At 45.6% G+C, this 21,558-nt stretch carries 25 protein-coding genes, 1 tRNA gene and 1 pseudogene; 19 read left to right on the forward strand and 8 right to left on the reverse strand.

Annotated features, from left to right (window positions below):
- Positions 1-308: 308 nt before the first annotated feature.
- The 3 genes from ACWJJX_RS08135 to ACWJJX_RS08145 all read left to right on the forward strand — a co-directional run bounded on the left by ACWJJX_RS08135 (position 309) and on the right by ACWJJX_RS08145 (position 3,316).
- Positions 309-1,541 carry an MFS transporter gene (locus ACWJJX_RS08135; RefSeq protein ID WP_025853519.1) on the forward strand — a complete coding sequence of 411 codons (1,233 nt, stop codon included), beginning with the start codon at positions 309-311 and terminating at the stop codon, positions 1,539-1,541.
- Positions 1,542-1,555: 14 nt separating this feature from the next.
- Positions 1,556-3,025: a glycoside hydrolase family 32 protein gene (locus tag ACWJJX_RS08140; protein WP_454022882.1), complete on the forward strand. Its 1,470-nt coding sequence runs from the start codon at positions 1,556-1,558 to the stop codon at positions 3,023-3,025.
- A 215-nt stretch (positions 3,026-3,240) separates the two neighbouring features.
- Positions 3,241-3,316, forward strand: a tRNA-Arg gene (locus ACWJJX_RS08145).
- Positions 3,317-3,374: 58 nt separating this feature from the next.
- Here the strand turns inward: ACWJJX_RS08145 and ACWJJX_RS08150 are convergent.
- Positions 3,375-3,686 (reverse strand): hypothetical protein, encoded by a 312-nt coding sequence (locus ACWJJX_RS08150; protein WP_156735832.1) that lies wholly within the window; start codon positions 3,684-3,686, stop codon positions 3,375-3,377.
- A gap of 16 nt (positions 3,687-3,702) precedes the next feature.
- Positions 3,703-5,130 carry a lipase gene (locus tag ACWJJX_RS08155; RefSeq protein WP_454022883.1) on the reverse strand — a complete coding sequence of 476 codons (1,428 nt, stop codon included), beginning with the start codon at positions 5,128-5,130 and terminating at the stop codon, positions 3,703-3,705.
- A 51-nt stretch (positions 5,131-5,181) separates the two neighbouring features.
- On the opposite strand from ACWJJX_RS08155, the gene ACWJJX_RS08160 reads away from it, so the two are divergent.
- On the forward strand, positions 5,182-5,496 hold the full coding sequence (locus tag ACWJJX_RS08160; protein WP_165698143.1) for a DUF1433 domain-containing protein: 315 nt from the start codon (positions 5,182-5,184) through the stop codon (positions 5,494-5,496).
- Between the two features lie 163 nt (positions 5,497-5,659).
- On the opposite strand, the pseudogene ACWJJX_RS08165 reads toward ACWJJX_RS08160, so the two are convergent.
- Positions 5,660-5,770, reverse strand: a pseudogene (locus tag ACWJJX_RS08165) (sporulation transcription factor Spo0A); the annotation flags it as partial.
- Between the two features lie 66 nt (positions 5,771-5,836).
- On the opposite strand from ACWJJX_RS08165, the gene ACWJJX_RS08170 reads away from it, so the two are divergent.
- Entirely contained in the window at positions 5,837-6,181 is a 345-nt protein-coding gene (locus ACWJJX_RS08170) for a DUF1433 domain-containing protein (RefSeq protein WP_436335238.1), read from the forward strand.
- 24 nt (positions 6,182-6,205) lie between these two features.
- Here ACWJJX_RS08170 and ACWJJX_RS08175 read toward each other — a convergent pair whose 3' ends face one another.
- Positions 6,206-6,406, reverse strand: a complete 201-nt coding sequence (locus ACWJJX_RS08175; RefSeq protein ID WP_454022884.1) for a helix-turn-helix domain-containing protein — start codon at positions 6,404-6,406, stop codon at positions 6,206-6,208.
- Positions 6,407-6,605: 199 nt separating this feature from the next.
- Here ACWJJX_RS08175 and ACWJJX_RS08180 point away from each other — a divergent pair, with 199 nt between their 5' ends.
- The 4 genes from ACWJJX_RS08180 (at position 6,606) to ACWJJX_RS08195 (ending at position 8,295) form a co-directional block, all read left to right on the forward strand.
- Positions 6,606-6,743 (forward strand): hypothetical protein, encoded by a 138-nt coding sequence (locus ACWJJX_RS08180; protein ID WP_411814021.1) that lies wholly within the window; start codon positions 6,606-6,608, stop codon positions 6,741-6,743.
- Positions 6,744-7,083: 340 nt separating this feature from the next.
- Positions 7,084-7,368, forward strand: coding sequence for a DUF1433 domain-containing protein (locus ACWJJX_RS08185; RefSeq protein ID WP_454022952.1), 285 nt, complete (start codon positions 7,084-7,086; stop codon positions 7,366-7,368).
- Positions 7,369-7,626: 258 nt separating this feature from the next.
- Entirely contained in the window at positions 7,627-7,785 is a 159-nt protein-coding gene (locus ACWJJX_RS08190) for a DUF3237 family protein (RefSeq protein WP_007407401.1), read from the forward strand.
- A gap of 21 nt (positions 7,786-7,806) precedes the next feature.
- The gene (locus ACWJJX_RS08195) at positions 7,807-8,295 is read left to right on the forward strand and encodes a phenolic acid decarboxylase (RefSeq protein ID WP_014305882.1); all 489 of its coding nucleotides are present in this window, start codon (positions 7,807-7,809) and stop codon (positions 8,293-8,295) included.
- A gap of 40 nt (positions 8,296-8,335) precedes the next feature.
- Here ACWJJX_RS08195 and ACWJJX_RS08200 read toward each other — a convergent pair whose 3' ends face one another.
- Positions 8,336-8,854, reverse strand: a complete 519-nt coding sequence (locus tag ACWJJX_RS08200; RefSeq protein WP_070082421.1) for a GNAT family N-acetyltransferase — start codon at positions 8,852-8,854, stop codon at positions 8,336-8,338.
- A 134-nt stretch (positions 8,855-8,988) separates the two neighbouring features.
- Here ACWJJX_RS08200 and ACWJJX_RS08205 point away from each other — a divergent pair, with 134 nt between their 5' ends.
- Positions 8,989-9,618, forward strand: a complete 630-nt coding sequence (locus ACWJJX_RS08205) for a YczE/YyaS/YitT family protein (protein WP_077722886.1) — start codon at positions 8,989-8,991, stop codon at positions 9,616-9,618.
- A 78-nt stretch (positions 9,619-9,696) separates the two neighbouring features.
- Positions 9,697-10,227, forward strand: a complete 531-nt coding sequence (locus tag ACWJJX_RS08210; RefSeq protein ID WP_454022885.1) for a dihydrofolate reductase family protein — start codon at positions 9,697-9,699, stop codon at positions 10,225-10,227.
- 31 nt (positions 10,228-10,258) lie between these two features.
- Here the strand turns inward: ACWJJX_RS08210 and ACWJJX_RS08215 are convergent, their stop codons facing one another.
- The 3 genes from ACWJJX_RS08215 to slrR all read right to left on the reverse strand — a co-directional run bounded on the left by ACWJJX_RS08215 (position 10,259) and on the right by slrR (position 12,595).
- Positions 10,259-10,459 (reverse strand): hypothetical protein, encoded by a 201-nt coding sequence (locus ACWJJX_RS08215; RefSeq protein ID WP_014418938.1) that lies wholly within the window; start codon positions 10,457-10,459, stop codon positions 10,259-10,261.
- 151 nt (positions 10,460-10,610) lie between these two features.
- Complete coding sequence (locus tag ACWJJX_RS08220; RefSeq protein WP_326358653.1) at positions 10,611-12,059, reverse strand: carboxylesterase/lipase family protein; 1,449 nt, start codon at positions 12,057-12,059, stop codon at positions 10,611-10,613.
- An 80-nt stretch (positions 12,060-12,139) separates the two neighbouring features.
- Complete coding sequence (gene slrR / locus ACWJJX_RS08225) at positions 12,140-12,595, reverse strand: HTH-type transcriptional regulator SlrR (RefSeq protein WP_454022886.1); 456 nt, start codon at positions 12,593-12,595, stop codon at positions 12,140-12,142.
- Between the two features lie 243 nt (positions 12,596-12,838).
- On the opposite strand from slrR, the gene ACWJJX_RS08230 reads away from it, so the two are divergent.
- From ACWJJX_RS08230 to ACWJJX_RS08265, 8 genes are all read left to right on the forward strand, one after another.
- Positions 12,839-13,546: a YveK family protein gene (locus ACWJJX_RS08230; RefSeq protein WP_109567225.1), complete on the forward strand. Its 708-nt coding sequence runs from the start codon at positions 12,839-12,841 to the stop codon at positions 13,544-13,546.
- 5 nt (positions 13,547-13,551) lie between these two features.
- The gene (locus tag ACWJJX_RS08235) at positions 13,552-14,232 is read left to right on the forward strand and encodes a CpsD/CapB family tyrosine-protein kinase (RefSeq protein WP_003151543.1); all 681 of its coding nucleotides are present in this window, start codon (positions 13,552-13,554) and stop codon (positions 14,230-14,232) included.
- 220 nt (positions 14,233-14,452) lie between these two features.
- Positions 14,453-16,270 carry a polysaccharide biosynthesis protein gene (locus ACWJJX_RS08240; RefSeq protein WP_172614994.1) on the forward strand — a complete coding sequence of 606 codons (1,818 nt, stop codon included), beginning with the start codon at positions 14,453-14,455 and terminating at the stop codon, positions 16,268-16,270.
- Between the two features lie 15 nt (positions 16,271-16,285).
- Positions 16,286-17,425: a glycosyltransferase family 4 protein gene (locus ACWJJX_RS08245; RefSeq protein ID WP_454022887.1), complete on the forward strand. Its 1,140-nt coding sequence runs from the start codon at positions 16,286-16,288 to the stop codon at positions 17,423-17,425.
- Positions 17,422-18,264 (forward strand): glycosyltransferase family 2 protein, encoded by an 843-nt coding sequence (locus tag ACWJJX_RS08250; protein ID WP_025853499.1) that lies wholly within the window; start codon positions 17,422-17,424, stop codon positions 18,262-18,264. Before ACWJJX_RS08245 ends, ACWJJX_RS08250 begins: the two co-directional genes overlap by 4 nt.
- Complete coding sequence (locus ACWJJX_RS08255; RefSeq protein WP_454022888.1) at positions 18,257-19,393, forward strand: glycosyltransferase family 1 protein; 1,137 nt, start codon at positions 18,257-18,259, stop codon at positions 19,391-19,393. Before ACWJJX_RS08250 ends, ACWJJX_RS08255 begins: the two co-directional genes overlap by 8 nt.
- A 3-nt stretch (positions 19,394-19,396) precedes the next feature.
- Complete coding sequence (locus ACWJJX_RS08260) at positions 19,397-20,500, forward strand: EpsG family protein (protein ID WP_025853495.1); 1,104 nt, start codon at positions 19,397-19,399, stop codon at positions 20,498-20,500.
- 18 nt (positions 20,501-20,518) lie between these two features.
- Positions 20,519-21,556 (forward strand): glycosyltransferase family 2 protein, encoded by a 1,038-nt coding sequence (locus tag ACWJJX_RS08265; protein ID WP_454022889.1) that lies wholly within the window; start codon positions 20,519-20,521, stop codon positions 21,554-21,556.
- Positions 21,557-21,558 lie beyond the last annotated feature (2 nt).

The following is a 21,558-nucleotide window of genomic DNA, read 5'->3' on the forward strand; positions in this document are numbered from 1 at the left end:
ACATTCCATGTTTCTGTTTTCATATAAAGAGGGTGCATTTTGTTTGATTGGAATAATCAGAAAATGTTATGTCAACCGATTGACATATGAAACCGGTTGACATACAATTCTTTTTGAAAGCGCTTTATTTATGGAGTGAAGGGAAGTGATGGGTATGGAGAGATGGCTGGCGGCAATAAAGTGAAGGAATCAAGCAGCGGCGGAAAGTAAGCGCTTACTCGGAGCTCGCATGTATGTGATGAATATGAAGAAGGAAGTATGCGGCTCTAAAACGGCTGTTAAAAGGTCCTATTAAAGGAGCGGTGCAAATGAAAAGCTCAAAAAGTCTGTATTGGAAACTGAGTGCTTATTTCTTCTTTTTCTTTTTTACTTGGTCTTCCAGCTATTCTTTATTTGCGATTTGGTTAGGGCAGGAAATCAATTTAAACGGATCAGCGACAGGCATTATCTTTTCTGTAAACGCCGTATTTGCCCTGTGCATGCAGCCTCTTTACGGTTTTATCTCTGACAAATTGGGGCTGAAGAAAAAGATATTGTTTATGATCAGCTGTCTTCTCATATTCACGGGTCCGTTTTATATCTTCGTCTATGGGCCGCTTTTACAATACAACGTCTTTCTTGGCGCCGTTGTCGGAGGCTTATATTTGGGAGCCGCTTTTTTAGCGGGAATAGGCGCGATTGAAACGTACATTGAAAAGGTCAGCCGTAAGTATGATTTCGAGTATGGAAAATCAAGAATGTGGGGCTCGCTGGGCTGGGCGGCGGCTGCATTTTTTGCAGGGCAGCTTTTCAATATCAATCCCAATATCAACTTCTGGATCGCCTCTGTTTCAGCCGTCATATTAACGGCCATTATCATGTCTGTGAAAATAGAAATGACCGATCATGAGAAAAACAGAGCGGATTCGGTCCGGTTAAAAGATGTGGGGCGGCTCTTTTTATTAAGAGATTTCTGGTTTTTTATGATGTACATTATCGGGGTGACTTGCATTTACGGCGTATATGATCAGCAGTTCCCGATCTACTATGCGTCTTTGTTTCCTTCAGTGTCGATGGGTAACCAAGTATTCGGCTATCTGAATTCATTCCAGGTGTTTTTGGAGGCCGGCATGATGTTTCTTGCGCCTTTTATCGTCAATAAGTTCGGAGCGAAAAACAGTTTGATTTTAGCGGGGTTTTTAATGGCTTTCCGCATCGTCGGGTCCGGAATTGCAGTTGAGCCTGTAGGCATTTCATCAATGAAACTCATCCACGCACTGGAATTGCCGATTATGCTGATCGCCGTTTTTAAATATTTGGCTGCCAATTTTGATACGCGTCTGTCGTCCATCCTTTATCTCGTCGGTTTTCAATTCGCATCTCAGGCAGGCGCGTCGATTCTGTCGCCGCTTGCGGGAGGATTATATGACAGTGCGGGGTTCCGTCAAACCTATCTCATCATGGGAATCGTCGTCTTTGGTTTTACCGTCATCTCCATATTTACTTTATTGGGCCCGAAACAAAACAGCAGGCGTGTCCAGCGTCTGCAAAAAATCGGATAGAGAGGATGTTACAAATGGACAGAATTCAGCAGGCGGAAGAAGCTTTGAAGGAAGCCGAGGGTAAAGTGAAACAAAGGTATCGATTGGGGTACCATATTATGCCCCGGGCGAATTGGATCAATGATCCGAACGGGCTTATTCAGTTTAAAGGAGAATACCACGTCTTTTTTCAGCATCATCCGTATGATGAGCATTGGGGGCCGATGCATTGGGGACATGTAAAAAGTAAAGATCTCATTCATTGGGAGCACCTGCCGGTTGCCTTAGCTCCGGGCGACGCATTCGATCAAAGCGGCTGTTTTTCGGGAAGCGCGGTCGATGATCATGGAAGATTGGCCCTCATCTATACAGGACATAATATAATTGATCAAGAGAAAGACCTATTCTATCAAACTCAAAATATCGCTGTCAGCCAAGATGGCACCGTGTTTGAAAAACTTCAGGAAAACCCTGTTATTGCGGAACCGCCGGAAGACAGCGCCCGTCATTTCCGCGATCCGAAAGTATGGAAGCATCGCGATGTTTGGTATATGGTCATCGGCAACTCTTCAAAAGAAAACGTCGGACGGGTCGTTTTATACCGTTCACCTGATTTGCGTGATTGGGAATACGCGGGGGTTCTCGCCCAAAGTGACGGTAATCTCGGCTATATGTGGGAATGTCCTGATTTCTTTGAACTAGGCGGCAAACATGTCCTGCTGATTTCGCCACAGGGTATTGAAGCGGACGGTGATTCCTATCAAAATTTACATCAAACCGGCTATTTAATCGGTGACTATAATAATGAAACAAACAAATTTACACACGGCGCTTTTAAAGAACTGGATCACGGCCATGACTTTTACGCCGTGCAAACATTATTAGATGATAAAGGACGCAGAATTGCTATCGGCTGGATGGATATGTGGGAATCTGAGATGCCGACAAAAGCAGACGGATGGTGCGGTGCACTGACTTTGCCGCGAGAACTGACTTTGCGTGATGATCATAAACTTTTGATGAATCCCGTGGAAGAAACCAAGCAGCTGCGGAAAATGGAATATCGGGAATGTGCCGGACGATCGATTTCAGGGAGTTACTTGGCAAAGACGTCCGAAGACCTGCTTGAAGTCCGAGCCGTGTTTGATGTAAACGATTCTGATGCCGAAGCGGCAGGTTTTAAAATTCGCGGCCTTGACGAAGAAGAACTTGTGCTGACATACAATCTAACGGATAAAAAGCTGACACTTGATTGCACTAAGATGGGGAAAGCGAAAGACGGTGTGAGAAGGGTGCGGCTGGATGCAAACGGCAAGCTGGCGCTGCGTATCTTTATTGACAGATCCTCGATTGAAGTATTCGCCAATCATGGAGAAACAACGATGACAAGCCGTATCTATCCGAATGAAGGCAGATTGGGGATTGAGCTGTTTTCTGAGAAAGGCGCCGTAAAGGTTGAGGAATTCACCTATTGGACGTTAAAAGACATTTGGAAAAAAAGCTGAAACGAGTGATTGCCGCTTTTTCTGAAGCGGCTGAAAATGTACCGAGCCGGGGGCAGTCCGCCTGAAATAAGTTTTTTGTGAAAATCAATGCCGTTAAATGATGCAGGATTATGCTGCATGAGGACGCTGCATAATCCTGTTGTGTATAATCAAAAAAGAGTTGCTTTCTGTTCGTTTCTTTATTATAATATAAAGGTATCTGATTGAAAAAACGTGCGCTCGTAGCTCAGTTGGATAGAGCGGTGGTTTCCGGTACCACGTCTGTCGGGGGTTCGAATCCCTCCGAGCGCGTCTCAGTTAAGACGATAGGAAAAACCTCGCAGATGATAATCTGCGAGGTTTTTTTATTTTATCTTGTTTTGAAACTGTTAACGAATGTGTCTCTGTTATGTTCGGTTCCGGCAATCAGCCGCGCACTTTCACTGATCCGCTGTGCGAGAGCTTTTTGCGCCTTGCCTTCGAAGCTGTTCAATAAGGCTGAATACACTTCATATAATTCATCTTTCAAAGTATCCATTTCGAATGTCGGTTTCAGCGTTCGGCGCACTGTCTCCAGTTTTGTCTCCGCTGCCTGTGTCATGACGGTTTTCAGCATCTGCCGCTGCAGCCTTTTCTTCATCGGGTCGTCCTTGTGTTCTAAAAGTTCGTCTAATGTCGGCATTATGTATCCACCTCTATCATCTTAACCAGTTTGCGAGCATCTGGTCTTTTTCCTGAAATTCGTCCGCTATTTTATGTAAGAATCCGCCGATCTCTTCAAGGTCCGTGATCGCCGCCTGCAAAGAATCAATAAACGCCTGCTCAGCCTGTGTGTCGTAAAAAATCGGGCCTTTATCGTAGGATTGCGCAATATCTTCAATTGTATTGGTCACGTCCTGTGCTTGAAGCTGATCAAACAAGCCATGCCCAACTTGGCCGTAAAATTCCGTTTTCAGCTCGGCGATTTTTTCATCGTGCTCTTGATAGGCGTTCTGCGCTTCTTTTTTCATCGTCCGCAAATCCTCAGTCATGGCCTGCACCTTTTCAGCCAGCTTCTTTGCGTTTTTCGGCGTTACTTTTATCGCGTCTCCGCTTCCGATCGCACCGGCCGGCAGGAGAGCGCCGAGGTTTTTATCGAAAACTAATTCATCACCATTCGGATTTGTGATGTTTCCGTTTCGGTCAAATATGAAATTCGCTTCGTTTAAGCCGTGTGTATCCGGATTTCTCAGAATGACCGTAGTGAAGAAATAAGTTAGATTCTTGCTGATCTGCTCGTTTAAGTTCCCGCCAAGCCGCTGCTTCCGGCTGAACTGTGAGAGCGAGGGGTTTTTCGTATAAATTGTTGTCCCGTTGTGGCGGTCATATTCGTTCCAATAACCTGCCCCGACCATGTCGTCCGGATTGATAATGGACCGGATGTATGGATCGTATATGCCGCTGTTGATGTCTTTCTGTGTTTCTTCATCGTGCAGTTTGACGACGGAGGGGCTGTTAAACGCGACGGCGTACACATCATTATTCACTGCGCTGTATTCGGCCTCAGCGCCGCCGAGTGAATGGCCGGTTGTTGAAATAATCGTTGACGTTCCGGCATACTTTTTCTTTACGCTGCGTACCAGCTGATCGGCTTGATCGATTTGCGATGTTTTCGTTATCAGCTTATACTTTCCGGTTGTGAGCATGGCGTCTTGAGAGGGCGTTCCGTGATAGGTTCCGAGCGTTTTCGAGGTATCCTCCGCGTCTTTTTTTACAATATAATACACTTCTTTTTGCGGATCATTTCCGAAAACAATATTCCCGCCGTCCGCTTTTACGCCGTCATTGATCGGGTCTTTTCCGATATCGGTTCCCGCAAAAGCGACGACCACGTTTTCGGGGTTTTTTGATTTTACCCATTTTCCGTTTTTTGTCTTGATGCCTTTTGAGAATACAAAGGCATCAAGACCCGTATCAGAATCCTGCTTCACTTTCTCAACGTACCAATATGACGTCTTACTTATTTTATAAGGTGTTTTATATTTCGTATGCAGGGCTAACATTTTATAATTATAAGCTGCTTGACTCAAACGGTAATATTCTTTATCTGTGACATTAGAGACGGTTATTTCTTTTCCTTTTGGCATATATACATCACCTTTCTTATATTGTAAAATAGTTCCGAAAGGATGATACGCATGAGAAAATACATTATTATCCTAATTGTTATAATTATAGCAGTGGGAGGTTTTTTCGTGAAGCGTCAATATGATAAACATAAAAACGAAGAAAAACTTGTGATTGAGGCGCAAGAGCACATGAAGATTTACTTAAAAAAAGACTATAAAAATGTACAGGAAGTTCATTTTTCAAAAGACTACAATATCGATCCGACAGGCGGAGTTGAAGTTTCAGGCTACATAAATAATAATAAAGAAAAAGAATTTTCCGGTATATATGATCCAACGAACAAGGAGATAGGTATTTCAGTGGTCAATGCCGAAGAAAGATAAAATACCCACCTCAGGATGAGTGGGTATTTATTTTGTTTAATTATCTTACAAAATTCGTGATATGTTTCTCATACAGTTCAAACCCGTCTCATTTGTCGAGGTATCCCCGATATTAACGATAACCGCGTACAAATATCATGACAACTCAACGTTAGGAAAAACGTCAGATCAGCATTTTACTCGCTTTAAGTTCCAATCTTAACTTGTCAGTAACAATCGCGATGAATTCTGAATTGGTTAGCTTTGCTTTTGACATGCTGAAAGTATATTCATATCAAGTTTTCGCTCATTTCGTTTACTTAAGAACGACAGTTATTTATAGGAAAGAGTTGATTTCCAAATGAAAATGAATAAGTACATAATTATCCTTATTTTAATAATTATAGCAGTTGGGGGACTTTTTATGAAGCATCAGTATGATCGAAAGGAAAAAGAGATTGCGTTATTCGAAGAAGCCCAGAATCATATGGAAAAGTTTTTAACAACGAACTATAAAAATGTGGATAATATCCATTTTTTCGAGGATTACTATATTAACCCAATGGGCGGTATTAGTGTTAAGGGTTATACTAATGGAAAAAAAGAGTTTGAAGGTCTATATGATCCAGGCAATAAAGAAATATTATCATATACGGTTGATGCCGAACCAAAAGAAGAATGTAAAGATAAGCTTTGTACAAGATAAATTAGCCTGCTCAATCGAGCTGGGCTAATTTTGCTGTATTGCTCTTCCTCTAATCTCCTGGACATAAAACAAATTTTCCATAGATACATTTAATCCTCTGTTAATAATGAATAGTGTTGTGATATCATATCTTGTATTTGTTTTAAATCTGCTTATCGTAACCTCAGTAGAACCAACTAAATCAGCCAAACCCTTTTGGCTTTGAATTCCCTTCTCCTTCATCACTTCATTTAACCTAGATCTAATTATAACTAACGCTTATAAAAAAGTATTCTCGATCACTGATACTTGATACGTTGATGTTTTTTAGACATGTACAACACCCTGAGGTTGATGTAAATTTAATCTAAGAAAGGATGAGTCTGTGAAGAAATACATGGTTGTCCTGATATTTGTAATAACTATAGTGTCAGGAAGTATCTACATGAAGTACCACCATGATAAAAAAGAAGCAGAGCAAGAACTTTTTATCCAAGTGAAAGATAAAATGGAAAGCTATATAAAAGCTAATTACAAAAATATAAAACACATTACATACCCCTATGGGGGAAATTTCCATTAGGGGGTACTTGAATGGTAATAATGAAAAAGAATTTTTCGGACTTTATGACAAAACGAATGATGAAATAGGAGTTTCGTCAGTCGATGCAGAAGAGAAACCCGAATGTCAGAAAAAAAATGTGAATACTAAAAAGACGCTGGAATAAAGAAGTACTCTGGATTGCCGCTTATATGATCCTCTGCGGACACTGAAGAAAAATCTTAAGACGCCTAAATGCATCGGATGTCACCACCATTTTTCTAGTCCGCGAGCTCCGTCATAACTCATGGAAAGGATGAGTTCTGTGAAAAAATACGTTTTGATCTTCGTGGTTATTTTTATAGCAGCCGGAGGTTTTATAATGAAGAGTATGAATGATAAAAATGTTCAGGCTGAAGAGATAAAGATTGCGCAAGAACGAATGGAGAAAATTATCAAAGCGAATTATGAAGGTATACATAACGTTACATTTAAAGATAAATACGAGATAGATCCAATGGGCGGGATAGAGGTATTTGGCTATTACAACGGTGATACATCGAATAAATTTGATGGTATTTATGATAAAGCAAATGACAAGATCATGGGGCACTCAATAGACGCTGTAAGTAAGAAAGGATGCAGAGATAAAGATTGTGATTACTAAGAAGACGCTCGTCTGCGTTTTTTATAGATGAGCTTAATGAAAAAGACAAGGGTTTCGGCATTTGCCGCCCTTGTCTTTTTTTATTGAACATCTCTTTTTCCGGGTAAAACATAACCGGAAAAAGCTCATTATTTGACAGTCCATTTTAACAGCGTTACAATTAAACGTGTAAATAGTTACATGTTTAAATAAACATAATGTCTCGGGAGGTGATACGTCCTTGAATGAACTTTCTTTAAAAAAGTCATTTATGAGTCAGTGAACCGCATCATTGATCCCGAGCACGTGTATTTCCGCACTGTGCCTGTGTTTGAAACAAGCAGTGAGGCATATCAGCATCTGCAGGACCGGCTGTTTATCGGGGCTGCGGTCAGATTGCCGGATGACATTCGGTTAGATATTTATGAAGTTCAATAATAAGATGGAGAGTGAGTCAACATGGAAAACTTTATCGGAAGCCATATGATTTACACGTATGAAAACGGCTGGGAGTATGAAATCTATATTAAAAATGATCATACGATCGACTATCGGATTCATAGCGGAATGGTAGGCGGCCGCTGGGTGCGCGACCAGGAAGTGAATATCGTCAAGCTGACAGAAGGCGTATACAAAGTGTCATGGACTGAACCGACAGGCACAGACGTTTCCTTAAACTTTATGCCGAATGAAAAACGGATGCACGGAATTATTTTCTTCCCGAAATGGGTGCATGAGCATCCGGAAATCACGGTGTGCTACCAAAATGATTACATTGACGTGATGAAAGAGTCACGTGAGAAATATGAAACGTACCCGAAATATGTCGTTCCCGAGTTTGCGGATATTACGTATCTCAACAATGCAGGAATCAATAACGAAACATTGATTTCAGAAGCGCCGTACGAAGGAATGACCGATGATATCCGTGCGGGAAAATTAAAATAAGAGAAAAACCCGGCAGCTTGGCCGGGTTTTTTGTATCCTTTTACGACAGGGTTTTGGTCATGATAAAGTCGACTTGTTTATCATCCCCCATATAAAAAGAGTGTTCTCCGGTTTGGACAAACCCCATTTTTTGATAAAAGGCGATTGCATTTTCGTTTTTTTCCCATACGCCCAGCCAGATGTTCTTTTTATTGTGTGCTGTTGCGATTTTCACAGCTTCATTCAGCAGATATTTGCCAAGCCCGTGTTTCTGATGGCTTTTTCTTATATAAATTCTCTCAATCTCAAGAGAGTCTTCCCCCATTTTTTCTGACTGTGCTTCGTTCATGTTGACTTTTACATACCCCGCAAGGTCATGATGATAATAAACAAAATAGAATTGAGAAGACGGATTGGATAATTCCTTTTTCAGCTGTTCAGAGCGGAATGCATTTTCCAAATAAGCTTTCATATTTTCAGGTGAATTTTGATCTTTAAATGTATCATTGAATGTTTCAATGCTTATCTCCCGGAGCTCTGTTATATCGTTAAGGCTGCACTTTTTTAATTTAATACTCATGGTCATACAGCTCCTTTCTTCATTTATCATATCAGCTGTTTTTTTTGTTGTGTTTGCAATAAAAATACCGTATAGTAAACATATCGTAATTTTGTTGTATTTGCAACATAAAATTAGAAAATGAGGACGATAAAGTGAAATATGTTTTTTATGTTTTAGGAATCATGATCTTGACCTTTGGTATTTCTGTCACGATTCAATCAGATCTTGGAACGTCGCCTTTTGATGCGCTTATTGTGGGATTGTCCGTCCATGCAGGGCTTACCGTGGGAAGCTGGGAAATCATCATTGCTTTCCTGTTAATTTGCTGTAATTCAATGTTAAAAAGGCAAAGACCGGAATTTTCAGGGATGATTACGGCGTTTATAACGGGAATCGGGATTGATATGTGGCTTTTTTTTCTGCATCGAGTCATAACGCCTGAACTATGGTACGGAAAGGCGGGCTGTTTTGCAATCGGTTTAGTTGTGATAGGGATAGGAACCGCAACCTACCTGCACACAAATTTCGCACCGATCCCGGTTGATCAATTAACGTTAATTGTCCGCGAATTAACCGGGAGAAGCATCTTTTTTTCAAGAACGGTCATTTACTTCATATTTTTCATACTGGCCGTGATGCTAAAAGGTCCGGTAGGCATCGGAACGTTATTAACCGTTTGTTTAGGCGGGATCATCCTTCATTTCTTTATGCCGATTACCGGAAGATGGATAGACGGCATATTAACAGCATCTCCAAAGCAGGAAGAAACGAAAACCCGGTAACGGCGGTTTTTATCCGATTCTATCATTTTTCATTTCACCCGCATGTTTAAGGTATAATAAAAAAGGGGGAGGGATTTTATGAGCGGTCAAAGAAAGCTCGTTTTTTACGGAGCTGTCAGCGCAGATGGCTATCTTGCGCGGGAAAATCATTCTTTAGATTGGTTAATCGGAACTGAAGGTGAAGACAGCACCGATTATGAAGCTTTCTATGAATCTGTCGATACGATCATTATGGGCAGAAAAACATACGAGGAAATATTGGTTTTATTGCCTGAGGAATTTCCGTACAAAGGTAAAGAATGCTATGTGTTTTCGCGGACATTGACAGGGCGTACTGAACATGTGCGGTTTATTCATGAAGAGCCTGCCGATTTTATAAAAGCATTGAAATGCCAAGAAGGCAAGCGGATTTGGATTGTCGGCGGGAGTGATCTGCTGCACCCGATTTTGGAGGAAAAACTTGTCGATGAGTTTATCATTCAGATCGCCCCCGTTCTGCTCGGCCGCGGAATTTCTTTGTTTAAACCCGGAGACCGGGAGACAGGACTGAAGCTGACTGATGTCAGGCGTTACAAACAATTTGCGGAGTTGCATTATGAAGTGAGATAAAATGAAAGGTATGAACGAAACCCAGTAAAGGTTACCGGGTTTCTTTTTCATGTTTGTTTTTATGTTTTGAAATGGTGTGGGCCGGACCGCATGAAAACCCTGCAACCATGATAACAACCCCTATCCACCTCACGGCATAGAAATCAGTGTCGCGCAGGAAGATAAATGAAACTAAGGTCATAAGCGCCCCGATTATAACGGCAGCTGTGCCGATAATACTTGATTTCTCCATATAGAAACTCCTTTATGAATGTTTGGTTAACGTATTGGGTTGGAATATAACATATCAGGGGTAATGCGGAAATGGATATGCCGCGAAGCTGACTGATGTCTGAAGTAAGATGAAAATGAAACGCCAAGGGAGCCGGCTCCCTTGGCGTTTTTTAGGCTTGAAACAGGATGCGGCGTTTTGCTGAATCGGGATCACTTTCGACAGCGGTATCCGTGTTGAAAAGCAAAGTTTCGCGTGAATCGGTTTCATATTCAGGCCAATTGAAGTGAGAGGTGTTCGGGTTTCCGGTTTTTGCAAAAGCGAGCCATGCGGATTGGATTTGTTTGGAAAGCTGTTCTGCGTCATCACCGAGCGGCTCTTGCAGCGTCTTTCTCAAAGAATCAAAGTTTCCGAACACAAACGGCAATTCCAGAGCGTGAACGGCTTTATGAAACGGCGGTGTTTCGCCATGCCAATCAAAGCGGTACATCCAGACCGGTGCGTGTTGCGACTGTCCTTGTGCGAAAGCGACAGCCGGCCGCCAGAAAATCAGATCCGTCATCATATCGATTTGTCCCGTTAATGAATGCGGATATAAATCTGCCGCTTGCTCGGTGCAGTTCTCTCCAAGATGATAATGCAAATAATCTTGCTGCTTTTTCTCGGAATGAATGTCTGTATCAGGGGTGAAAAACAAATATGCTTCATCACGATTGGTTCCGATGATCATAGGTATGCCTTCTGCGGCCCCGTCTGCTATGGCTTTCACCGGTTCCGCAGGCAATGTGGCCGGATCGATGGCGGGCTGAAACAAAAGCTGAAAAATGTTTTGATCCAGTGAGCGCCGCACTTTATCCGCAGTCTTAAGCAGGTCATTAACGGAAAGCTCCTGCAATTGATCAGTGCCGGCTTCATGAATAAATGCCGCCGCGATGTCTTTTGCCATGTCCGCCGGGATCGTATGAGAGGCGCCGCTTTCTAAAATGGCTTTATGAAACAGACCTTTTGCGTCAGGCATTGCCATAAGTGAGGCGATGCTCATGCCGCCTGCCGATTCACCAAATAGCGTGACGTTATCCGGGTCTCCTCCAAATTCGGAGATATTGTCCCTCACCCAGCGCAGCGCGGCGATCTGATCGAGCAGCCCGATATTGGCGGAATATGCGTCATGAATAGAAGACAAATGTAAAAAGCCTAACGGTCCGAGCCTGTAATTGAGTGTCACGACAATGACATCTCCCTCAGCGGCAAGGGCAGATCCGTCGTAAAGCGGTTCGCTTCCGGCACCTAAATAAAATGCCCCGCCGTGTATCCATACCATGACAGGCTTTTTTTCGCCCTCTGAATCGGGGGCGAAAACGTTGAGGTAAAGGCAATCTTCAGATTGAGGCGGTATATCCCCGGAAAACGATATGGACAGCATATCATCCGGCTGCGGACAAACCGGTCCGAACGAATCGGCATGTTTTACGCCGTCCCAAGGTGCGGGCGGCTCCGGCGCTTTAAATCTCAGCTCTCCGACGGGCGGCTTCGCGTACGGTATGCCCTTCCATGTGCGGGCACCGCGGCCGGCAGTTCCTTTCAGTGCGCCGCAGCGGGTTTGAACGGTAAGTTTTGTCATGATTTCATCCCCTTTTTTCTTTTCATTATAAACAGAGATGAAGGCATGAAGCGAATAAAAGCCCTTTCATCAGCATATCATCAGTAACGCTTCCGTTCTAAAAATGATCTGACTTCCTGAACGGACAAGCCGAGTTCTTTTGCTTCCTGCATCAGCGCTTTCCATTCTTCAATGTTGGATTCAGTCAGTTTTCTGTTGCGGTAGGGTGCGGGCACCGGGCGCTTTTCAGTCAGTTTGTTCGTAAAGGTGAACAGTTCTTCTTTCGGCATGCCCGACTGGACGGCCTGCACAAGGTGGATGCGCCACTCATCTTCCGTGTCTCCCATCTGATGCAGCATCGTTTCGGCATCAAAAAGCTCCGTCAGATCGACCTGCAGGGTGGCGGATACTTTTTTCAGAAATTGGATGGACGGATTTGAGTGAACCCCCCGTTCTATCTTGCTTAAATAAGATTTAGAGACACCTGCTTCAACTGCTAGCTGATTAATAGAGTAGCCTTTTCTTCTGCGGTATAAACGAATTATTCTTCCAATCATTGTGCTGAATTCTCCCCTGTATACTGGCATTTTTTGTTCATTATAAGAAATTTTTCGTTCTTTATAAAATTTAAAATTATAAGGTAAGTGCAGTAAATAAGAGGAAAATCATGATAATGTTCTCTAAAAAGAACCAAATGGCTTAATTTGAAATTTTCAAATTTCGACCTTTTCTTTTATAATCCAATCATTAACAGAAGGGGGCGTTTAAGCCTGATGCAATAAGGATGAGGCTGTAATTACATGAATGAGAATATGAGTTTTAAAGAATTATTTGACATTATTAAACACAGACTTTTACTGATTTTTATCATGACAGCAGTTGTAACGCTGGTGACGGGATACATCCAATTCCGGGTGATTTCGCCCGTTTATCAGGCATCGACCCAAGTGCTCATTCATGAAACAAGCGGTGAAAAAAATTCGAATCTCAGCGACGTTCAGCTGAATCTTCATTACAACAATACGTTTCAAACGATAATGAAAAGCCCGGTTGTGCTTGAGAAAGTGAAACAGAAGCTGCATCTTTCTGAGACGGCATCCGCTTTAAAAGCAAAGATTACGACAAGCAGCGAAACCGATTCAGAGATCATTACCGCAGCGGTGCAGGACGAGAACCCGAAACAGGCCGCCGCTATAGCGAACACGCTGATGAAGACATTTAAAAAAGAAGTCCGTGACAGGATGAATATAAAAGGCGTCATTGTTTTGTCCGAGGCAAAAGCATCGGAAAGTCCGATGGTCAAGCCTTCGCGCATCAGGAATATCATGATGGCGTTCGGTGCGGCTCTCATGGCGGGTGTGACGCTTGCGTTTTTTCTCCACTTTCTTGATGAAACCGTTAAAAGCGAGCGGCAGCTCAGCGAAAAAACAGACTTGCCTGTTTTAGGGGTTGTGTATGACATCAAAAATCAGCAGACACGGTCTGATGAAAAACATTTCGGGGAGTGAGGCGTTTGGGATTCAGAAAAAAGAAATCAAGAAGGGGACTGGCTCAAATATCCGTTTTACATCACAAATCATTGGTGGCTGAACAATACCGCACCATTCGGACAAATATTGAGTTCTCCTCTGTTCAGACCCATTTGCGCTCCATTCTCGTCACTTCCTCCGTTCCGGGAGAAGGAAAGTCATTCAGCGCCGCCAACCTTGCCGCGGTATTTGCGCAGCAGGAAAAAAAGGTGCTGCTCGTCGATGCGGATTTACGAAAACCGACGATACACGAGACCTATCAGCTTGAAAATGTACAAGGCCTTACGAATGTGTTAGTCGGAAACGCTTCCCTCGGCGAAACGGTGCAAAAAACGCTGATTGATAACCTTTACGTCTTAACGAGCGGGCCGACGCCGCCGAATCCGGCTGAGCTTTTATCTTCAAAGGCGATGGGAGAGCTGATTCAGGAGATGTACAGCCGGTACAGTCTGGTTATTTTCGATTCACCTCCGCTTTTGGCGGTGGCGGACGGACAGATTTTAGCGAACCAGACAGATGGAAGCGTTCTCGTCGTCTTGAGCGGAAAAACGAAAATGGATACCGTCCAAAAGGCGAAAGACGCGCTCCAGCAGTCAAAGGCAAAGCTTTTGGGGGCGCTGCTGAATAAAAAGAAAATCAAAAAAACAGAGCACTACTCGTATTGAGCGGTGCAGGTGATGTCTCCTTACCTTTATCAACGGAGGCACTCGGCTCTGCTGTGGGCGGCGTTTTCCGCCGCCTTAGATGCTGGTCGTCGGTGGCGGGGTGTGAGGACGGGTTAAATGCCCAATTTATCTTAAGATGATGCATTGTTATCGGCTTAGCTGTTATGTCTGTTTTTACGAAAACCGTATCAGCTAAACCGATAAATGAGGAGGGGAAAGATTGACTTACCGGAGAAGACTTTCAATGATTTTTGCATTGGATACGTATCTCGTTTTACTTTCCGTTGTTATAGGATATCAATTTTTTGAGGATTCTTATCACTTTTATGACTCCGGAGCGTTGCTGCTGACTGCCGTAAGCATGCTGATCAGCCATCATGTATGCGCTTTTATGTTTCACCAGTATAAGCAGGTATGGACGTATACGGGAATAGGCGAGCTGCTTGATCTGCTGAAGGGGATCACGCTGTCCGCAGCTGTGACAGCCGCCGTCCAATACGGGGTGTTCCACACGATTTTATTCCGGCTGTTAGCCGTCAGCTGGATGATTCAGCTATTGTTCATCGGAGGAAGCCGGATGATTTCGCGCGTACTGAAAGAAACGATCGGCAGGAAGCAAAATGACTCTTCCCGGGCGCTGATCATCGGCGCGGGCGCAGGAGGAACGCTGCTCGTCCGTCAGCTTACCCAGAAAAACGATCTCGGAATCATGCCTGTGGCTTTTATTGATGATGATCAGACGAAGCATAAGCTCAAAATTATGGGCCTGCCCGTCATCGGCGGAAAAGAAAGCATTATGCCGGCGGTGCAGAGGCTGAGAATTCACCACATTATCATCGCCATTCCGTCTCTTTGCACCCATGAGCTTCAGACGCTGTACAAAGAATGTGTACAGACGGGCGCCCATATTAAAATCATGCCGCAATTTGATGAGATCCTGCTCGGAACGCAGGCTGCCGGACACATCAGGGATGTGAAAGCCGAAGATCTCCTCGGCAGAAAGCCGGTCACCCTTGATACGAGCAAAATTTCTGACAGCATCAAAGGGAAAACGATTCTGGTCACGGGCGCCGGCGGCTCTATCGGTTCTGAAATCTGCCGCCAGATCAGCTCGTTTCTTCCGCATGAAATCGTCCTTCTCGGCCACGGGGAGAACAGCATTTATTCGGTGCATAACGAACTGTCCGCACGCTTCGGCAAAGAGGTGCTTTTTCACGCGGAGATCGCCGATATTCAGGACAGAGATAAAATCTTTACCTTGATGAAAAAATACGAGCCGCACGTCGTCTATCATGCGGCCGCCCATAAACATGTGCCGTTAATGGAACATAATCCGGAAGAAGCCGTCAAAAACAATATTATCGGCACGAAAAATGTCGCCGAAGCCGCCGATATGTGCGGAACGGAAACATTCGTGCTGATTTCTTCTGACAAAGCGGTCAATCCGGCCAATGTCATGGGCGCGACGAAGCGGTTTGCGGAAATGGTCATCATGAACCTCGGAAAGGTCAGCAACACCAAATTCGCCGCCGTCCGTTTCGGGAATGTGCTCGGAAGCCGCGGCAGCGTCATTCCGATTTTCAAAAAGCAGATTGAAAAAGGCGGACCCGTCACCGTCACGCATCCGGCGATGACAAGATATTTTATGACGATCCCCGAAGCGTCAAGACTCGTCATTCAGGCGGGGGCGCTTGCAAAGGGGCGGCAGATTTTCGTTCTGGATATGGGAGAACCCGTCAAAATCGTCGACTTGGCAAAAAACCTGATTCATTTATCAGGCTATACGACAGAACAGATTCCCATTGAATTCTCCGGCATCCGCCCGGGAGAAAAGATGTATGAAGAACTGCTGAATCATAATGAAGTACATACGGAACAGATTTTTCCGAAAATCCATATCGGGAAAGCGATCGACGGGGATTGGGCCGTGCTCATCCGTTTTATGGAGGAATTCAGCCGTCTGCCTGAAGATGAGCTGAGAAAACGGCTGTTTGAGGCGATCGAATCAGTACATGAAGAAGCGGCCGCAGGTGTGTGATGGGAGGACAGAAAGATGACGAAAAAAGTATTATTCTGCGCCACTGTCGATTATCATTTTAAAGCCTTTCATCTTCCGTATTTTCAATGGTTTCAGGATATGGGCTGGGAAGTGCACGTCGCAGCAGACGGCAATATGAATCTTCCGTTCGTTGATGAAAAGTTTTCCATTCCGATCCGGCGCTCGCCGTTTCATCCCGAAAATCTTTCTGTTTACAGGCGGCTGAAACGGCTCATTCAGGACAACGGCTACGACATGATTCACTGTCATACGCCGGTCGGCGGCGTGCTTGCACGCCTTGCGGCGAGACAAGCGCGCCAAAAAGGGACAAAGGTGCTGTACACCGCGCACGGCTTTCACTTCTGCGACGGAGCGCCCCTGAAAAACTGGCTTATTTATTACCCGATCGAAAAATTTCTCTCTTCTTACACGGATTGTTTGATTACGATTAATGAAGAGGATTACGAACGGGCCAAGCAAATGAAAAAAACAGCTTGCGGCGCGAAGAAAATACACGGCATCGGCGTGAATACAGACAGGTTTCGCCCTGTGAGCCGGGCAGAGAGTGAACGTCTGAGAGAAAAACACGGCTTCGGCGCCGGGGAATTTATCCTCATATACCCCGCTGAATTAAACGGCAATAAAAACCAGGGACTTCTCATTGAGGCTGCGGCACTGCTGAAGAACCGCATTCCGGAGCTGAAACTCGTATTTGCCGGAGAAGGCGCGATGGAAGAGCCGTACAGAAAAAAGGCTGAATCACTCGGGGTATCCGACATTGTGCGGTTTTACGGTTTTTGCCGTGACATTCATGAGCTGATTCAGCTTGCCGATCTGTCTGTCGCCTCAAGCATCCGCGAAGGGCTCGGCATGAATCTGCTTGAAGGAATGGCTGCCGAAAAGCCCGCCGTTGCCGCGGACAACAGGGGGCACCGTGAGATCATCGAAGACGGTGTGAACGGTTTTCTCGTGCCGGCAGGGGACAGCGCGGCATTTGCCGATCGGATTGAAAAGCTGTACCGATCCCCGGGTCTGCGAAAAGCAATGGGACAAGAAGGGCGCAGGACGGCGGAATGTTTTTCAGAAACACGTACGGTAAAGGAAATGGCGCACATTTACGCCGGTTATATGGATAAAAAGGAGAAAAGCGTATGAATGCAGGAGCACAACCGAAAATTTCCGTCATCATGGGAATTTATAATTGCGAAGAGACTTTAGCGGAGAGTATTGAATCCATCCTGAGCCAATCGTATAAGAATTGGGAACTGATTATGTGTGATGACGCGTCAACTGACGGAACGTATCAGATTGCGCGCCGTTACGCGGATCATTACAGCGACCGGATCACGCTGATTCAAAATAAGACGAATCAACGGCTTGCCGCTTCGCTGAACCGCTGTCTGACATACGCAACGGGAGATTATATCGCCAGGCAGGACGGTGATGACATCTCCAACCCGAGGAGACTGGAAAAACAGGCCGCTTTCTTAAACAAGCACGCCCACTATCAAGTCGTAGGCACGGGCATGCTCGTATTTGACGAATTCGGCGTCAGGGGCGCCCGGCTTTTGCCGCCCGTGCCGAAACCGGGAATTATGGCGAAAGGCACACCGTTCTGCCACGGCACCATTATGATGCGGGCTGAAGCGTACAAAGCGCTTGGCGGCTACCGGTCAGTCAGGCGGACGCGGCGGATGGAGGATATCGATTTGTGGCTGCGCTTTTTTGAAGCGGGTTTCCGTGGGTACAATCTCCAGGAAACGCTGTATAAAGTCAGAGAGGACAGTGATGCGTTTAAAAGGAGATCGTTTACGTATTCCATTGATAATGCGGTGCTCGTTTTTCAGGCATGCAGACGGCTGAAGCTGCCGCTTTCCCATTACGCGTATATCGCAAAACCGCTCATCCGCGCCATTACGCCGCCCGCGGTCATGAACCGTTATCATAAAAACAGGGACATTCGCCAAAAAGAAGGGCTTGCCGAACATGACTGACAAACCGATGCGGGTGCTGCACATCTTCAGCGGTATGAACAGGGGCGGCGCAGAAACGATGATGATGAATTTGTACCGGAAGATGGACAGAACGAAGGTGCAGTTTGATTTTTTAACCCATAGGAACGATCCGTGCGCTTATGACGAGGAAATTCTCGCTCTCGGCGGACGGCTTTTTTATGTGCCGAGCATCGGCAGCACAAACCCGATTACATTTGTAAAACAGGTCAAGCGGGTGATTCAGGAAAAAGGCCCGTTTGCCGCCGTGCACGCCCATACCGATTTTCAGTCGGGATTTATCGCGCTTGCCGCTCGTTTAGCCGGCGTCCCGGTGCGGATCTGCCATTCGCACAGTACGTCGTGGCGGGGGCGGGCGTCGCGGCTTGCCGGGATGCAGCTGTTTGTGTTCAGACGGCTGATCACGGCAAACGCCACGGCACTGTGCGCCTGCGGAAAAGAGGCGGGCCGTTTCTTATTCGGGAAAGAAAAAGACGTGCATCTTTTGCCGAATGGCATTGATCTCGACCTATTTGCCGGCGGGTGCGCGGACACAGAAGCTGAAAAAAGGAAGCGGGGCATTTCAGACGGCCGTTTGGTGATCGGCCATATCGGCCGCTTTACAGAAGAAAAAAACCACGAATTTCTGCTCCGGCTGGCCGCTGATATGAAAGAGCGGGGCATCGGCTTACAGCTGATTCTCGCCGGAGACGGTCCGCTTCGCACCGATATGGAAAATCTGGCGGCGAAGCTGGGGCTTGATGATGATGTGCGTTTTATCGGCATAGAAGACCGCGTTCATGATCTGCTGAAAACGCTGGATGTATTTGTCATGCCGTCTCTTTATGAAGGGCTGCCCGTCACGCTCGTTGAAGCGCAGGCCTCCGGGGTGCCGTGCGTGATATCAGACGGCATAACGGAAGAAGCCGATGCCGGGCTCGGGCTGGTCAAAAGGCTCAGCCTCAAAGAACCGCCGGGACAATGGGCATCCGCGGTTTTACGGGCAGCAGAGGCGGCAAAGCCTGACGGAGCGCGTATTAAAGAAACCCTCAGGCGGCTGGGATATGATGCGGGAGAAAATGCGGGGGCTGTTATGAAGCTTTACAATATGAATTGGAAAAAGGAACAGTAACGAATGATTGTATATGTAGTCAATATGGGAATTGTTTATATTTGGTCATGGTTCGCGAAAATGTGCGGCGGGCGTGATCAATCGCTTTCGACCGGATACCGGCCGAATCAGCTCGTCATGCTCGTTCCGCTGCTATCGCTGGTATTGGTCTCCGGTTTGCGCTACAGAGTCGGGACGGATTTTCAGACCTACGCGCTGATGTACAAGCTGGCGGAAAATTACGGAAGCATTTGGGAGATCTTCGGGTTCGGAGCGAAAAAAGCAGCCGTTGATCCGGGGTTTACGGCTCTCATCTGGCTCATGAATTTTATCACGAAAGATCCGCAAATCATGTATTTCACCGTGGCGGTCGTGACGTGCAGCTTTATTTTAAAGGGGCTCGTTGAGTTCGGCCGTCCGTTTGAGCTGAGTGTATTTTTGTTTTTGGGCACGTATCACTATTACGCTTCCTTTAACGGGATCAGGCAGTATATGGTGGCGGCCGTTTTGTTTTGGGCCGTCCGCTACGTGATCAGCGGAAGCTGGAAGCGTTATATGTCAATCGTGCTGCTGTGTTCGCTTTTTCATTCCTCAGCGCTGATTATGATTCCGGTTTATTTTCTCGTCAGAAAAAGAGCATGGTCGCCCGCGATTTTCGGACTGTCGGCATTGTTTCTTCTTATGACGTTTCTGTATCAGAAGTTCATTTCGCTGTTTGTCGTCGTGCTGGAAAACAGCTCGTACGGCCATTATGAGAAATGGCTGATGACCAATACGAACGGGATGAACGTCGTAAAAATCGCGGTGCTGCTTCTGCCGCTGTTTTTGGCTTTCTGCTATCGGGAGCGGCTGCGGAAGCTCTGGCCTGACATTGATGTCATCGTGAATTTCTGTCTGCTCGGCCTGCTCTTCGGTCTTTTGGCGACAAAGGATGTTATTTTTGCCCGGTTTAATATATATTTCGGCCTGTATCAAATGATCCTGATCCCTTATTTTGTGAGGATTTTTGATGAAAAATCAAATGCGCTGATTTATATCGCCATTATTGTCTGTTATTTTCTTTACAGTTACTTGCTTATGCCGGTCGATTCGTCTGTGCTTCCGTACAGAACGATTTTTTCCCGGTAATGGACACTGGAGGTTTATATGGAAACACCCGCGGTCAGTTTATTAATTGCTGTGTATAATACGGAAACTTATTTAGAAAGATGCTTAGATTCATTGCTCAATCAGTCGCTCGCCAATATCGAAATCGTGGCCGTTAATGACGGGTCAACGGATCAAAGCCCGGCGATTCTTGAAACCTATCAGAAGCGGGATGAGAGAATCAGGGTCGTTCATCAGCAAAACCGGGGGCTCGGCGCGGTCCGCAACAGGGGAATCGAGGCGGCGCGCGGCGAATTTATCGCTTTTATTGATGCGGACGACTGGGTTGAACCTGATTATTGCCTCAGCATGTATGAAAAAGCGAAGGCTGATCAGTCTGATCTCGTGATTTGCGAATATGCGGCTGAATTTGCGGATACGGGGAAAACCGCCGTTTCAACGATCGCTTCAGCGTACGAGGGCCACCCGAAACAACGATACCTGAAAGATTTATTTGAAGGAAGAGTCAGCGGCTTTTCATGGAACAAGCTGTACAAAAGATCCATGATCGAGCATCATCAGCTGCGCTTTCCGCTTCGTGATGAGCTGGAGCACGTGGAGGATCAGTACTTCAGCCTCCGGGCGCATGTTTTCGCAGGTGCCGTCTCATACGTGGATCAGCCGCTCTATCATTATCGGATTCACTTGACTTCCATTGTGCAAAGCTATCAGAAAAAGCTGTTTGACTCAGGTCTCGTTCTCTATCGGCTGAACGAGGCTTTTTTGCGTGAAAACGGCTGCTTACAGGAATACCGGCAGGAGCTGGATTTTTTCATCGTTCAGCACGGAACGGTCTGCCTGCTGAATGAATGGAAGCGGAATAACGGAGGCCGGTTTTCTGAGAAGTGGAAGAATATCAGCCGGATATGCGCTGATCCCGTATTCCGCCTGAGCCTTTCCAAAACGGGAACGGCGCCGTTTGACGCCAAACGCTCATGCCTTCTGCTTTTGGCGAAGCTGAAGCTGATTCCGTTCGTGTCGCTGGCATCAGCCGCGTATCAGCGGGCAATCGAGTACAAAATGAAAATCAGAGGGTGAAG

Source organism: Bacillus sp. YH3-2-B2, from assembly GCF_053663335.1.

Bases quoted from the DNA above. Each gene is read 5' to 3' on its own strand.
- ACWJJX_RS08135 (WP_025853519.1), top strand. From the start codon at position 309: ATGAAAAGCTCAAAAAGTCTGTATTGGAAACTGAGTGCTTATTTCTTC.
- ACWJJX_RS08140 (WP_454022882.1), top strand. From the start codon at position 1,556: ATGGACAGAATTCAGCAGGCGGAAGAAGCTTTGAAGGAAGCCGAGGGT.
- ACWJJX_RS08150 (WP_156735832.1), bottom strand. From the start codon at position 3,686: ATGCCGACATTAGACGAACTTTTAGAACACAAGGACGACCCGATGAAG.
- ACWJJX_RS08155 (WP_454022883.1), bottom strand. From the start codon at position 5,130: ATGCCAAAAGGAAAAGAAATAACCGTCTCTAATGTCACAGATAAAGAA.
- ACWJJX_RS08160 (WP_165698143.1), top strand. From the start codon at position 5,182: ATGAGAAAATACATTATTATCCTAATTGTTATAATTATAGCAGTGGGA.
- ACWJJX_RS08170 (WP_436335238.1), top strand. From the start codon at position 5,837: ATGAAAATGAATAAGTACATAATTATCCTTATTTTAATAATTATAGCA.
- ACWJJX_RS08180 (WP_411814021.1), top strand. From the start codon at position 6,606: ATGAAGTACCACCATGATAAAAAAGAAGCAGAGCAAGAACTTTTTATC.
- ACWJJX_RS08185 (WP_454022952.1), top strand. From the start codon at position 7,084: ATGAAGAGTATGAATGATAAAAATGTTCAGGCTGAAGAGATAAAGATT.
- ACWJJX_RS08195 (WP_014305882.1), top strand. From the start codon at position 7,807: ATGGAAAACTTTATCGGAAGCCATATGATTTACACGTATGAAAACGGC.
- ACWJJX_RS08200 (WP_070082421.1), bottom strand. From the start codon at position 8,854: ATGAGTATTAAATTAAAAAAGTGCAGCCTTAACGATATAACAGAGCTC.
- ACWJJX_RS08210 (WP_454022885.1), top strand. From the start codon at position 9,697: ATGAGCGGTCAAAGAAAGCTCGTTTTTTACGGAGCTGTCAGCGCAGAT.
- ACWJJX_RS08215 (WP_014418938.1), bottom strand. From the start codon at position 10,459: ATGGAGAAATCAAGTATTATCGGCACAGCTGCCGTTATAATCGGGGCG.
- ACWJJX_RS08220 (WP_326358653.1), bottom strand. From the start codon at position 12,059: ATGACAAAACTTACCGTTCAAACCCGCTGCGGCGCACTGAAAGGAACT.
- slrR (WP_454022886.1), bottom strand. From the start codon at position 12,595: ATGATTGGAAGAATAATTCGTTTATACCGCAGAAGAAAAGGCTACTCT.
- ACWJJX_RS08230 (WP_109567225.1), top strand. From the start codon at position 12,839: ATGAATGAGAATATGAGTTTTAAAGAATTATTTGACATTATTAAACAC.
- ACWJJX_RS08245 (WP_454022887.1), top strand. From the start codon at position 16,286: ATGACGAAAAAAGTATTATTCTGCGCCACTGTCGATTATCATTTTAAA.
- ACWJJX_RS08250 (WP_025853499.1), top strand. From the start codon at position 17,422: ATGAATGCAGGAGCACAACCGAAAATTTCCGTCATCATGGGAATTTAT.
- ACWJJX_RS08255 (WP_454022888.1), top strand. From the start codon at position 18,257: ATGACTGACAAACCGATGCGGGTGCTGCACATCTTCAGCGGTATGAAC.
- ACWJJX_RS08260 (WP_025853495.1), top strand. From the start codon at position 19,397: ATGATTGTATATGTAGTCAATATGGGAATTGTTTATATTTGGTCATGG.
- ACWJJX_RS08265 (WP_454022889.1), top strand. From the start codon at position 20,519: ATGGAAACACCCGCGGTCAGTTTATTAATTGCTGTGTATAATACGGAA.